Source organism: Acinetobacter sp. 5862 (genome assembly GCF_024494585.1).
GTDB lineage: Bacteria > Pseudomonadota > Gammaproteobacteria > Pseudomonadales > Moraxellaceae > Acinetobacter.
Map to the genome: position 1 here is coordinate 1 of NZ_JANHGP010000056.1, position 12,668 is coordinate 12,668.

Below are 12,668 nucleotides of genomic sequence, written 5' to 3' on the forward strand. Positions count from 1 at the left end.
AATATATTTCAATAACACTCCACTTAATGTCTAAAAATTAATCAAAAAATACAATCTTAAATATAGGCGAAAATAATACCCCTCATTTATATATTAAATATCAGGGATCAATAATCTGTTTCCTCACACCAATTAGCCACAAAAAATAAGCTATTTTTTATACAGTTAATCGCACCATAATGAATCAATTATGACTCAATATATAAAACTTTTAATCTATTTTTTAATGGATAGTTAATTCTAAACCCTGAGATATATAGGCTTTTGAATTGTGGTAAGTATTTATTTTTTAAGCACCAAAATATAACTCGGATAAAAATTTACTTACAATTGTACTGGTGCTTCATTTTTTTTATGCACCTCAAACCTGATTTGACATATTATACTCGACCGATGCTGTGATTTTACTCAATTTTTTCTTTGATACTAAATGACTAGTTGACTGCAATAACGTTATTTTTTATCCCTAAGTATAATTGACAAAATTTTAGTAGCCACTAATCTTATAGCAAATTTTGACACCGTCTGATTCGCACATGACAAGATTAGGATTTCGAGTCAGATAATCATTCACCAGGACAGGAGATCTATTGAATGTCTGCAGCAACTGGCAAAAAAGCCGTATTACAGCTTGATGGCAAAGAAATTGAATTACCAATTTACAGCGGCACATTGGGCCCAGATGTAATTGACGTTAAAGATGTATTAGCATCTGGTCATTTTACTTTCGATCCTGGTTTTATGGCGACAGCTGCTTGCGAATCTAAGATCACATTCATTGATGGTGACAAAGGTGTGTTATTACACCGTGGCTATCCGATTGATCAATTAGCGACTCAAGCAGACTATTTAGAAACTTGCTACTTATTATTAAATGGCGAGCTTCCAAATGCTGAACAGAAAGCAGAATTTGATGCTAAAGTTCGCAACCACACTATGGTTCATGACCAAGTAAGCCGTTTCTTCAATGGTTTCCGTCGTGATGCTCACCCTATGGCAATCATGGTTGGTGTAGTAGGTGCATTATCTGCGTTTTATCACAACGGTTTAGACATCGAAGATGTTAACCATCGTGAAATTACTGCAATTCGCTTAATCGCGAAAATCCCTACGCTTGCAGCGTGGAGCTACAAGTACACTGTAGGTCAACCATTCATTTACCCACGTAATGACTTAGGTTATGCAGAAAACTTCTTGCACATGATGTTTGCTACTCCTGCTGATCGTGACTACAAAGTAAATCCTGTTCTTGCACGTGCAATGGATCGTATCTTTACGCTTCATGCTGACCACGAGCAAAATGCATCTACGTCTACAGTTCGTCTTGCTGGTTCTACTGGTGCGAACCCATATGCATGTATCTCTGCTGGTATCTCTGCACTTTGGGGACCTGCTCACGGTGGTGCAAACGAAGCTGTACTTAAAATGTTAGATGAAATTGGTAGCGTTGAAAACGTTGCTGAATTCATGGAAAAAGTAAAACGTAAAGAAGTGAAGCTTATGGGCTTCGGTCACCGCGTTTATAAAAACTTTGACCCTCGCGCTAAAGTAATGAAGCAAACTTGTGACGAAGTTCTTGAAGCATTAGGCATCAACGATCCACAATTGCAGCTTGCTATGGAACTTGAGCGTATTGCATTGAACGACCCATACTTCGTAGAGCGTAAGCTTTACCCGAACGTAGACTTCTACTCAGGTATCATCTTAAAAGCGATTGGTATCCCAACAGAAATGTTTACTGTAATTTTCGCTCTTGCACGTACTGTTGGTTGGATCAGCCACTGGTTAGAAATGCACAGCGGTCCTTACAAGATCGGTCGTCCACGTCAGCTTTACACAGGCTCGACTCAACGCGACATCAAACGTTAATTTTATTTTTAAAATTAATGTTAAAAAAGCTGCCAAATGGCAGCTTTTTTATTAGAAACAGTATTCATCAAAATGAATCAACGCCCCCAATCTATATCTTTTGCATAAGGTTCGACCATTTTAATACGCTTTACATTTTCTTTTTCAATTTGAGTTAGACGTGTATCCACATTGGTATAGCAAGGCATATACCAATCATATTGCGAAAATGTAGTTGCCCATTTTTTGCTCTGAAAAGCATAACCATGACGTGCATAAATTTCATTACGCATATATTGCAACTGCCCTAAAGGCACTTGTAAATCAGCATCTTTCAACAAACGCACCGAAGCATCAGGAAATTCACCTTGCCCTTTTGCATATTTACATTGCTGTGCATTTAAACTAAAAAAATTAGGTTTTACCGTTTGACTTACAGACAACCATTGCGCTTCAATCGGTGAAGTATTCCCCTTATAATTCAATACGAATCGACCAACATCCACACCTTGCCCAACCTCATTCAAGGTTAATGTATAATTTGAATTAGTTTGCTTAATTTTCCCTTTAAAATTTAGTTTCTTACCATTCAAAACACTATAACCATTAACATCATTACCTTTTTGCTGCATAAACAAAGAAATTTTTTGTTCATCGTTATATAACCCTGTCCATGAAGGTGCTATTTGAGCGGGCTGTGCTAAAGTCAGCGGAGTGCTTGATAAAATAGCAATCGCAATTAATAATTGTTTAGGCTTATTCATTTTAATGTTCTCATCTAAAAAGACTATTTAAATTATTTTGCTTACACAGCATATCAGTGATCAATATTTATGTGGAAAATACTCAACCGATTCTCTCAATTGATCATCATATTAGTTTTCGGCTATCTATCTTGGTTAATGCTTAAAATCTGCCTGAATTATTTCCCTTGGTCGGATAGCACCAATTTTTTAGTTCTTAAGCAAGATGTCGTACACTCTCAGCCTTGGCGCTTTGCATTTCAAACTCATGTTATCACTAGCAGCTTGGTATTATTGGCGGGTTTTACCCAATTCTCACATTCAATTCGTAACAACACACCACGTTTACATCGCTATGCGGGCTGGCTTTATATTATTGCAACACTTGGAGCCGCCTTGCCTAGCGGCTTCATTCTTGCAATCTCAGCAAATGGAGGTCTAAGTACTCAAATTTGCTTTGTGATTCTTGGATTATTATGGGGAACAAGCACCCTATTTGCACTTTATTATGCTTTTCAAAAAAAATGGATTGCACATCGTAACTGGATGATTCGAAGTTTTGCTTTAGCATTATCTGCATTAAGCTTAAGAACATGGAAACTTGCACTTTACCAAATTCAACCCTATTGGGATTGGCTTACACCAATCCACATTTATCAGCTTGAAGCATGGTTAGGCTGGACGATCAATGTATTAATTGCTGAAATGGTTATTTATTGGCTAACTTTTCGAAAAAAAGCTTTTTAGATATCATCATCTTCCAAGGCACGTAACAAGGTTGCACTGATACCATCAGCACGTAACCATGCCAATTCATAACTCGCTTTCGCCAAAGCCAACACACGACGCTCAAACTCATCCCAAATGGGTTTAACCTGTGAATCTGTAATACCAAGCCCACTATCAAGTGCCAAATGCTTATTCTTCTCGCAAATTTTCAAAGCATGATACAACTTCCGCCCTGTCGTTGCTGTCTCTAAGACACGAATATGTTTACTGTGAATAAAACCTTCAATATGTTGAAGATTCGCATGAGGTAGCAAAGGCACCAATATCTGGTCCAGTTGTGCATCCAGACGCTTCCAGACCATGAGTCTTTGTTCAGACGTGTAGGTGTTCCACTGAATCACTTCATGATTAAAACGTCGACAACCACGACAAACCAGATCACCAAATACCGTTGAGCAACGTCCTGCACAGGGGGTCAATGATGGAATTCGACGATCGTTACTCAAAACCAACTCCTCTAAAACCATATTTGTTTTATGGCTTTCTCGCTTATTTTCAGATTTCGCGCTAAAATGTGCGCCTCATTTTTCTATCTTAATACATTTGGAGTTATCCATGAACGCTACTGTAGAACAGCTTGCACCTGTAGAACAGCAAGCGACCAATAATTGGGTTGTTGCGGCACTATATCAATTTAAAGAAGTTTCAGATGCAGCAGACCTGCAACAACGTCTTTTGAACTTAGTGAAGAGCATCAATTTATGTGGAACTCTGATTGTAGCGTCTGAAGGAATTAATGGAACTGTTGCTGGCGACCGTGCCGCGATTGATAGCGTTCATCAATTCCTTTTAAACGAAGGTTTCAATGCAATGGAATATAAAGAGTCTGAAAGCTCTGAAAAACCATTCCGTAAAATGAAAATTAAACTTAAAAATGAAATTGTCACTTTAGGTGTCGACGTTAAGCCACGTGATTTGGTTGGCCACTATCTTGATCCAAAGGGATGGAATGAGCTGATTAGCCGTGATGACGTGATCCTGATCGACACTCGTAATGACTATGAATACAAAGCTGGTACATTCAAGGGTGCAATCGATCCTAAAACGGAAACATTCCGTGAATTTCCTGAATATGTAAAACAAAACCTTGAGCAGCACAAAGACAAAAAAATTGCGATGTTCTGTACAGGCGGTATTCGTTGCGAGAAATCAACTTCTCTCCTTCTTCAAGAAGGCTTTAAGGAAGTTTATCATCTCAAAGGCGGTATTTTAAAATATCTAGAAGAAACCCCTGCCGAAGAAAGTATGTGGGAAGGTGAATGCTTCGTATTTGATGGTCGTACTGCGGTGACTCACGGCGTTGAAGAAGGTGAAAATATTAAGTGTCACGCTTGTGGATGGCCACTTACTAAGGTTGAAGCTGAATTACCAAGCTATGAACACGGTGTGTCTTGTGTTTACTGTATTGATAAAACTACGGATAAACAAAAAGCTGGCTTCCGTATGCGTCAGTCACAAATTGCAGCGGCAAAACGCAAACGCCTATAAATAAGTATAAAAATTTAATAAAAAGCCTTAGCTCAAACTAAGGCTTTTTTTATTTTAATCATCAAAATTATTAACCAATACATCATTGAGAGTTATCTAGACAACCATTATTCTAACCCCTAACTCACAAATCACATTTAGGCGCTATGGGACTGGAAGGCTGGGTATTATCCATCATGGAGAAACTAGGATACTTGGGTATCGCATTTTTAATGTTTCTTGATAATATTTTCCCACCAATTCCATCCGAAATCATTATGCCCTCTGCGGGTTATACCGCCTCTAAGGGAGACTTGAGCTTAATTGGCGTTATTATTGCTGGTAGTATCGGCTCACTCCTAGCCGCAGCATTACTGTATTGGATTGGTAGAAAAATTCCGCAACACCACCTTTTTACTCTTGTCGAACGCTACGGAAAATACCTACGTATTAGTGTTGCTGATCTTGAAAAATCATTGGCTTGGTTTGAAAAATATGGGCATAGGATCGTTTTTTTTGGTCGTATGGTACCTGCAGTTCGCTCTTTAATTAGTATCCCAGCAGGTATGAGCAAAATGCCTTTTAGTAAGTTCATGGCTTACAGTGCTGCAGGTACAATCCTTTGGACCACCCTACTTGCCTATGTTGGTTATCATTTTAGTGAAAATCCAGCATTGATGAGTGCTATTACACAGCGTATTGGCACTATTATTTTAGCTATTGCGATAGCATACGCCCTTTGGTTCTTAATCAAAAAATTCTATTTATCAAAAAAATAGTAAATGACATTTTCAACTCTATTTACATGGATACCGAGGTTCAAATAATGCAACATGATTTTTGGCATGACAAATGGCAAAACAATAATATTGGTTTTCATCAAGACCAACCTCACGCCCTACTCACCCAATATTTTAGATCATTAGATTTAAAGCCTCATGCTCGTATTTTTGTTCCACTTTGTGGTAAAAGTTTAGATATAAGCTGGCTAATAAATCAGGGTTATCAAATAGTTGGTATTGATCTTAGCCCTATTGCAATCCAAGATCTTATTTCAAATTTAGGATTGAGCTTTAAAGAGGCACAATCAGGTGAATTGACTCACTATCAACATCCTCAAATTGAATTATTCGTTGGTGATTTTTTCCAGTTAACAGCACAACAACTTGGTGATGTAGATGCTGTTTATGATCGAGCTGCCCTAATCGCTCTTCCACCGCAAATGCGAAGCCAATACACACAACATTTGTTAGACGTTACAAAACAAGCACCTCAGCTATTAATTAGCCTTGAATATGATCAAAACTCACTTAAAGGACCACCATTCTCCGTTCCTGAACATGAATTAACTGAGCATTATGCAACGCATTATCAAATTAAATTATTGGAAACAATAACAGAGAATCTTAAGGGTAAAGTAATCGCCTATGAAAATGTTTGGTCTCTGGGCAAATCACCACAAATAGATTAAATAGCGAAGAGAAATATAAAAGCATTGAATAGTGATCTCCACTTGATGCTTCCTCAATCACAAAAACATTAACTCCCAAACGAGATATAAAAAACGTCCTCTAAAGGACGTTTAATATTTAATTTGGTGTCAAATTATGCATTACTTTTATAACTACATAAGATTTAGCATCACGCTGGCGTGTGATACATAAGATAAATTTCGTTCAAATTATCAGGAATTTCTTCTGCTAATTCATCCATCAATTGACCATTGCGGCGGAAAGATTCCATTTGTGGATCTTCTTCATCAATGCCACTAAACACCATAATTGGTAAAGTTAAATCAACCAATTGTTCTTCAAACTCTGGAGCAAACCATGCCTCTTCATTTAAGAACATTGCATCAACAAAACCAACGCTCCAATCACCTAAACTTGAATCAACATCTGCTTCTTCAATTTCAAAAGGGAATTCAATTCCGTTTTCATTGGCTAAATCTTGGCGAATAGACTCTAACCAAGCTTTGATTTGTTCAATGATTTCACTAGGAACTTTCTTTTGATTACTCTCAAAAAGCTCATCCAACCAACGATCAAATTTTGGACCAACCGCAATAGCACACAAAAAGCCATGAGTCGCTGCAAAATCTAAACCGTGCTCATTTTGATCACCGTCAAGAAAATTACTCAATAAGTCTAAATCTAATGTGCTCATTTTATAATCCAAATTTTAAATACACGGCAACAGCATAACATTTTCAAACATAAAGTCTTAGCAATTTTGCTTCACTTTAGTCATCCAAATCATCGTCGTCGAAATCATAATCGAAATCTTTTAATTCTCGTTCTAAACGGCGTTGAGCGAGTAGATCATCAATCAAACGGCGCTTTTCTAATGATTCTTTGGCACTGATTTTGCCTGATGACTCATCAAAACCAACATCATCCTCACCGTAGTTATCATCATCTAATTCGAAATCTGTAGAAGACACTAACAGTACCTCTAAATGAAAAAATATAAATGGGTCTAGCCGCTATTTATCGGTCTTATCAGACCTTGTCAAGTTTTATTTGATTTTTTTTACTATAAAATGGTGTTTTGTACTTTTTTTCATCGTTTTTTTTGTGTATTTATATTCAAACAATTGTACAAATGAAAAAATTCTTGAATAGGAATTCTCTGCTTGAAAAATTATGACACATCCCAATATCTAAGAAACTACAGTTCAATCCAACCTATTTTTTATTTAAAGCTAGCGGATCAAATCCAAAACATTCCTCGTGAATTGTGCTATCATGCACGGTTTTTCACCGCCACAGATTCAACAAAAGAGTAAGCAAAGATGAGCGATATGCATTCCCCTACTTCTCAAGTAGCGGCTCTGATTAGCCGAGGCAAAGAACAAGGTTACTTAACTTACGCTGAGGTTAACGATCATCTACCAGACTCAATTACGGAAAGTGAGCAGATTGAAGACATCATCCAGATGCTTCAAGACGTTGGTATTCCAGTGCATGAACGTGCGCCAGAAACTGATGACACCATGTTTGGTGAATCTACTGAAGCTGCAGACGAAGTCGCTGAAGAAGAAGCTGCTGCCGTACTCGCATCGGTTGAAAGCGAGCCTGGTCGTACCACTGACCCTGTACGTATGTACATGCGTGAAATGGGGACAGTTGAACTTTTAACGCGTGAAGGCGAAATTAGCATTGCAAAACGTATCGAAGAAGGTATTCGTGACGTTTTACATTCAATTGCTTATTGGCCAAATGCTGTTGAAGTTGTTTTACAAGAATATAATGACTTTTTAACAGGTGAGCGTCGTCTTGCCGATATTCTTTCTGGCTATTTAGACCCAGAAACTGATGATGACATTCCAGAAGTACTGGAAGAAGAAGCAGAACTTGAAGAAGCTGAAAGCGCTTCACCTGCGACGAAAGATGTAAAACTTGACGATGATGACGAAGACGAAGAATCTGAAGGTGATGATGATTCTGAAGGTGATTCAGGTCCAGATCCTGAAATCGCCAAAGTTCGTTTTTCTGAACTAGAAGCTGCTTGGAATGATACAAAAGCAATTGTAGCAAAACATGGTCGCAATAGTGACGAAGCAAAAGCTGCACTAGAAGCTTTAGCTGCTGTCTTTATGATGTTCAAATTCACACCACGTTTATTTGACATCATTTCAGAAATGATTCGTGGCACACATGAGCAAATTCGTACCAACGAACGTGAAATCATGCGTTATGCAGTGCGTCGTGGTCGTATGGATCGTAATCAATTCCGTACAACCTTCCCTGAACAAGAGTCAAATCTAGCTTGGTTAGATGAACAAATCGCGAAAGCCCCTGCTGAAACCAAAGCACATTTAGAAAAAGTGCGCCCTGACGTATTGGCATTCCAACAGAAAATTGCCGATATTGAGAAAGACCTTGGTTTGAACGTAAAAGATATCAAAGATATCTCTAAACGTATGGCAGTTGGTGAAGCGAAAGCACGTCGTGCCAAGAAAGAAATGGTTGAAGCAAACTTACGTTTGGTTATTTCAATTGCGAAGAAATACACTAACCGTGGCTTACAATTCCTTGATTTGATTCAAGAAGGTAACATCGGTTTGATGAAGGCTGTAGACAAGTTTGAATATCGTCGTGGTTATAAATTCTCGACTTATGCAACTTGGTGGATTCGTCAGGCGATTACTCGTTCAATTGCCGATCAAGCGCGTACTATTCGTATCCCAGTCCACATGATTGAAACGATTAACAAGATCAATCGTGTATCACGTCAACTTCTTCAAGAAATGGGACGTGAACCGACACCTGAAGAATTAGGTGAGCGTCTTGAAATGGACGAGGTTAAAGTTCGTAAAGTACTTAAAATCGCAAAAGAACCGATTTCGATGGAAACACCGATCGGTGATGATGAAGATTCGCATCTTGGTGACTTCATTGAGGACTCGAACATCACATCTCCAGTCGATGCTGCGACCTCAGAAGGTTTAAAAGAAGCGACACGTGAAGTGCTTGAAAACTTAACAGAACGTGAAGCTAAAGTCTTAAAAATGCGTTTTGGTATCGATATGCCAACCGACCATACTTTAGAAGAAGTGGGTAAACAGTTTGACGTAACACGTGAACGTATCCGTCAGATTGAAGCGAAAGCGTTACGTAAACTTCGCCACCCTTCTCGCTCTGAACATTTACGTTCATTCTTGGAAAATGACTAATTATTGGGAAAGTTTGAACGATGGTCAAAGCCCTCGTTCATGACTTGAAGTTAAGTACTTCATCCCCATTTAGTTATTAGATCATAAGCGCCTGCACTGATGCGGGCGTTTCAAATTAAAGAGGTTGCTCATGTTAGACCGCACTCCTTCTCGTGAATTACAAGAACATCTTTGGGTTTTCCCGATGGACTATCCAATCAAATTGATTGGTAATGCAGGGGATGAACTTCGAGTGGCTGTTGTTGATATTTTGCAGAAGCACTTCCCTGAATTCGATGGTGGTACAGTAAAAGTACAACCTTCACGTACAGGTAAATACCACTCTTTAACCGCACAATTACGCTTTGAAGAGTTAGAACAAGTTCATGCGCTATATGCTGATCTTGCAGCCTGCCCTTTAATTAAGACAGCGCTTTAAATAAGAAATCCAAAATACGCAGGTGTTTTGGATTTTTTTTAATAAAAAATAACGTAAGACTTTTAGATCACCCCTATTTATCCAACTTAAATAATTACATAATTCAACCACTTATCTCTTTAAAGCTGCAAAGGAAATTTTATTGTAATGAGCTCTGTAAAACCTACTTTAATCATTCGTTGTTTCAATGATCTACAAGACTACACAGCTCGTTTTGAAGCAATGAAAGACTTCACAACCAATCGTGATGAAACCACACCCGATGAAGTTTGGTTATTACAACATCAAGATGTTTTGACTCAAGGGCAAGCAGGCAAAGCTGAACATATCCTTACGCACAGCAGCCTTCCAGTTGTCCATAGTGATCGCGGAGGACAGGTCACTTGGCATGGTAAGGGTCAACTCGTTGCCTATTTCCTATTAGATTTAAACCGTTTGAAATGGCATGTTCGAACTCTAGTCAGCTTTGCTGAACAAGCCATGATTGACTTGCTGAAACAATACAATATTGGCGCTTACGCTAAGCCTGATGCGCCAGGAGTCTATGTTGATGGTCGTAAAATCGGGTCTTTAGGTTTTAAAATTCGCCGTGGTCGTAGTTACCACGGTTTAGCCTTAAATATTGATTGTGATTTAACAGGCTTTCAAACCATTAATCCTTGTGGATACGCAGGTTTAGAAATGGTACGCTTGCAAGACTTGCTTGAAGATTACCCAAGCTTTGAGCAACTTTGTCATGATTTTATTCGCTATTTACAAAATACGAATTTCTTTCATGACCTTGTAGTCAAATCTGAATAAACTACTTTTAAATTCCAAAGAAATAAATTAGAGTAATTACTCTAAATTTGCTTTTGCATAATTTTAACAAGGGATACGCGAGTGATTTCGACCAAAGCAGTGAAGCCCACTTTGCAATTTGCCTACGTAAAACTCATGATGGATGTCGTCGGTCGTGGTTTAGTAATGGCAAGCCAAGTGGATGACGAAGTACAACAGGAAGTCTCTAAATTTCCAGTTGGCTTTATACTTTCAATGAATGTTTTCCCAAATGGTCCTGCATTTATTGCACGAGTGACCGAAGAAAAACAATTAGAGCTTTTATCCAACTATAAAGGCAAACCTGATTTAACAATTACCTTCAAACATTTAACTCATGCTTTTCTGGTATTTTCTTTCCAAGAAAGTACTGCTCAAGCATTTGCCAATGACCGTATGATTGCTGATGGTGATGTTTCAAGTGCCATTCGCTTAGTGCGTTGTTTAAATAAAATGGAAGCGTTAATTCTACCTAAATTAATTGCCTCACTTGCTGTGAAACGTTATCCAGCTGAATTAACATTCAAAGAAAAATTCACTGGCGCAAAAAATATCTACCTCAAAGTCGCACAATCATATTTCAAACGGAGCACATAACATGGCTAAGCCTTATTACGAATTTTTTTGTCCTGTAAAGGTAATTGCTGGTAATGCTGCGTTAGAGCACATCCCTTTTGAACTTGCGACTCTTGGTTCAAAACGCCCAATGATCATTACCGATAAAGGCGTACGTGCAAATGGTCTACTCAGCCCAATTGAAGCTGCTTTTAGCACAACAGATGCTGTAATTGGTGCAATTTTTGATGACGTTCCACCTGATTCAAGCTTGGAAGTAGTACGTGCAGCAGCACAACTGTATCGTGAAAAAAAATGTGATGCGATTATTGCGATTGGTGGTGGTTCGGTTATTGATACATCCAAAGCAACTAATATTTTAGTTTCAGAAGGTGGCGATGATTTATTGCAATACTCAGGTGCGCATAACCTACCAAAACCATTAAAACCATTCTTCGTGATTCCGACAACGTCTGGTACAGGTTCTGAAGCAACTATGGTTGCTGTCGTTTCTGATACGCAAAAAAATGTCAAACTTGCATTTGCTTCTTACTATCTCATGCCACATGCAGCGATTCTTGATCCGCGCATGACACAAACATTGCCACCACACCTAACCGCAATGACAGGTATGGATGCACTCACTCACTGTGTTGAAGCTTATACATGCTTAGCAGCGAATCCTTTAAGCGATGCTTATGCAAGTGCTGGCATCAAGAAAATTAGTGAAAACTTATTCAAAGTTTTAGACAATCCAAGTGATGCACAAGGTCGTTTAGAGCTTGCTCAAGCATCAACTATGGCGGGAATCGCATTCTCTAATTCAATGGTTGGTCTGGTTCACTCACTTGGCCATGCTCTGGGTGCGGTGGCTCACCTACCCCATGGTCTTTGCATGAACTTATTCTTGCCATATGTGCTTGAATACAACAAAGAAGTCAATGGTGCTAAGATTGGTGAATTATTGCTTCCACTTGCAGGTGCAGATATTTATGCACAGACACCTGCTCATCTGCGAGCAGAAAAAGCCATTGCAACTATTTTAACCATGCGTGATCGTTTATTCACGCTTACTAAACTTCCACGTACTTTACGTGAAACGGGTAAAGTGACAGAAGCGCAGTTAGACGAAGTTGCTGAAAAAGCCTTAAATGATGGTTCAATCATTTACAACCCAAAAGAAGCGAATTTAGAAGATCTTCGTGCAATATTGCAAAAAGCATGGTAATTCATTAAGTTAAATAAATAATTTAACTTTCAAAGCCCCGATATAATCTCGTTATCGGGGCTTTGCCATTTTAAATGAATCTTTATTCATCTATTTCTTTGGCGAATTGGCAAAAAAATTGCT

14 protein-coding genes are annotated in these 12,668 nt (G+C 38.5%); 10 read left to right on the forward strand and 4 right to left on the reverse strand.

Going from position 1 to position 12,668, the window contains the following annotated elements:
* The first annotated feature begins 594 nt into the window (after positions 1–594).
* Positions 595–1,869, forward strand: a complete 1,275-nt coding sequence (gene gltA, locus NO346_RS11150) for a citrate synthase (protein ID WP_005161757.1) — start codon at positions 595–597, stop codon at positions 1,867–1,869.
* A 77-nt stretch (positions 1,870–1,946) separates the two neighbouring features.
* Here the strand turns inward: gltA and NO346_RS11155 are convergent, their stop codons facing one another.
* Positions 1,947–2,612 carry a YARHG domain-containing protein gene (locus NO346_RS11155; protein ID WP_256415201.1) on the reverse strand — a complete coding sequence of 222 codons (666 nt, stop codon included), beginning with the start codon at positions 2,610–2,612 and terminating at the stop codon, positions 1,947–1,949.
* A gap of 69 nt (positions 2,613–2,681) precedes the next feature.
* On the opposite strand from NO346_RS11155, the gene NO346_RS11160 reads away from it, so the two are divergent.
* A complete protein-coding gene (locus NO346_RS11160; protein WP_256415202.1) occupies positions 2,682–3,338 on the forward strand; it encodes a DUF2306 domain-containing protein in 657 nt (218 codons plus the stop codon).
* Here the strand turns inward: NO346_RS11160 and NO346_RS11165 are convergent.
* Positions 3,335–3,826: a DUF1289 domain-containing protein gene (locus tag NO346_RS11165; protein ID WP_256415203.1), complete on the reverse strand. Its 492-nt coding sequence runs from the start codon at positions 3,824–3,826 to the stop codon at positions 3,335–3,337. The two genes, NO346_RS11160 and NO346_RS11165, sit on opposite strands and share 4 nt — an antisense overlap.
* Before the next feature lie 109 nt (positions 3,827–3,935).
* Between NO346_RS11165 and NO346_RS11170 the strand changes: the two genes are divergently transcribed.
* The 3 genes from NO346_RS11170 (at position 3,936) to tmpT (ending at position 6,318) form a co-directional block, all read left to right on the forward strand.
* Positions 3,936–4,868 carry a rhodanese-related sulfurtransferase gene (locus NO346_RS11170; RefSeq protein WP_256415204.1) on the forward strand — a complete coding sequence of 311 codons (933 nt, stop codon included), beginning with the start codon at positions 3,936–3,938 and terminating at the stop codon, positions 4,866–4,868.
* Positions 4,869–5,014: 146 nt separating this feature from the next.
* Positions 5,015–5,626, forward strand: a complete 612-nt coding sequence (locus NO346_RS11175; RefSeq protein WP_256415205.1) for a DedA family protein — start codon at positions 5,015–5,017, stop codon at positions 5,624–5,626.
* 47 nt (positions 5,627–5,673) lie between these two features.
* A complete protein-coding gene (gene tmpT, locus NO346_RS11180) occupies positions 5,674–6,318 on the forward strand; it encodes a thiopurine S-methyltransferase (RefSeq protein ID WP_256415214.1) in 645 nt (214 codons plus the stop codon).
* Positions 6,319–6,488: 170 nt separating this feature from the next.
* On the opposite strand, the gene NO346_RS11185 is transcribed toward tmpT, so the two are convergent.
* Both NO346_RS11185 and NO346_RS11190 read right to left on the reverse strand, forming a co-directional pair.
* On the reverse strand, positions 6,489–7,013 hold the full coding sequence (locus NO346_RS11185) for a YecA family protein (RefSeq protein WP_005161776.1): 525 nt from the start codon (positions 7,011–7,013) through the stop codon (positions 6,489–6,491).
* A 76-nt stretch (positions 7,014–7,089) separates the two neighbouring features.
* On the reverse strand, positions 7,090–7,290 hold the full coding sequence (locus tag NO346_RS11190; RefSeq protein ID WP_004664469.1) for a PA3496 family putative envelope integrity protein: 201 nt from the start codon (positions 7,288–7,290) through the stop codon (positions 7,090–7,092).
* Positions 7,291–7,641: 351 nt separating this feature from the next.
* Between NO346_RS11190 and rpoD the strand changes: the two genes are divergently transcribed.
* From rpoD to NO346_RS11215, 5 genes are all read left to right on the forward strand, one after another.
* Positions 7,642–9,525, forward strand: coding sequence for an RNA polymerase sigma factor RpoD (gene rpoD, locus NO346_RS11195; protein WP_256415206.1), 1,884 nt, complete (start codon positions 7,642–7,644; stop codon positions 9,523–9,525).
* 130 nt (positions 9,526–9,655) lie between these two features.
* Positions 9,656–9,943 (forward strand): YbeD family protein, encoded by a 288-nt coding sequence (locus NO346_RS11200; RefSeq protein WP_004664473.1) that lies wholly within the window; start codon positions 9,656–9,658, stop codon positions 9,941–9,943.
* A gap of 147 nt (positions 9,944–10,090) precedes the next feature.
* Complete coding sequence (lipB, locus tag NO346_RS11205; protein WP_256415207.1) at positions 10,091–10,744, forward strand: lipoyl(octanoyl) transferase LipB; 654 nt, start codon at positions 10,091–10,093, stop codon at positions 10,742–10,744.
* An 81-nt stretch (positions 10,745–10,825) separates the two neighbouring features.
* Positions 10,826–11,359 (forward strand): hypothetical protein, encoded by a 534-nt coding sequence (locus NO346_RS11210; RefSeq protein ID WP_249570597.1) that lies wholly within the window; start codon positions 10,826–10,828, stop codon positions 11,357–11,359.
* A 1-nt stretch (position 11,360) separates the two neighbouring features.
* Positions 11,361–12,545, forward strand: coding sequence for an iron-containing alcohol dehydrogenase (locus NO346_RS11215; protein WP_005161786.1), 1,185 nt, complete (start codon positions 11,361–11,363; stop codon positions 12,543–12,545).
* Positions 12,546–12,668: the final 123 nt, after the last annotated feature.

Bases quoted from the DNA above. Each gene is read 5' to 3' on its own strand.
- gltA (WP_005161757.1), top strand. From the start codon at position 595: ATGTCTGCAGCAACTGGCAAAAAAGCCGTATTACAGCTTGATGGCAAA.
- NO346_RS11155 (WP_256415201.1), bottom strand. From the start codon at position 2,612: ATGAATAAGCCTAAACAATTATTAATTGCGATTGCTATTTTATCAAGC.
- NO346_RS11160 (WP_256415202.1), top strand. From the start codon at position 2,682: ATGTGGAAAATACTCAACCGATTCTCTCAATTGATCATCATATTAGTT.
- NO346_RS11170 (WP_256415204.1), top strand. From the start codon at position 3,936: ATGAACGCTACTGTAGAACAGCTTGCACCTGTAGAACAGCAAGCGACC.
- NO346_RS11175 (WP_256415205.1), top strand. From the start codon at position 5,015: ATGGGACTGGAAGGCTGGGTATTATCCATCATGGAGAAACTAGGATAC.
- tmpT (WP_256415214.1), top strand. From the start codon at position 5,674: ATGCAACATGATTTTTGGCATGACAAATGGCAAAACAATAATATTGGT.
- NO346_RS11185 (WP_005161776.1), bottom strand. From the start codon at position 7,013: ATGAGCACATTAGATTTAGACTTATTGAGTAATTTTCTTGACGGTGAT.
- rpoD (WP_256415206.1), top strand. From the start codon at position 7,642: ATGAGCGATATGCATTCCCCTACTTCTCAAGTAGCGGCTCTGATTAGC.
- NO346_RS11200 (WP_004664473.1), top strand. From the start codon at position 9,656: ATGTTAGACCGCACTCCTTCTCGTGAATTACAAGAACATCTTTGGGTT.
- lipB (WP_256415207.1), top strand. From the start codon at position 10,091: ATGAGCTCTGTAAAACCTACTTTAATCATTCGTTGTTTCAATGATCTA.
- NO346_RS11215 (WP_005161786.1), top strand. From the start codon at position 11,361: ATGGCTAAGCCTTATTACGAATTTTTTTGTCCTGTAAAGGTAATTGCT.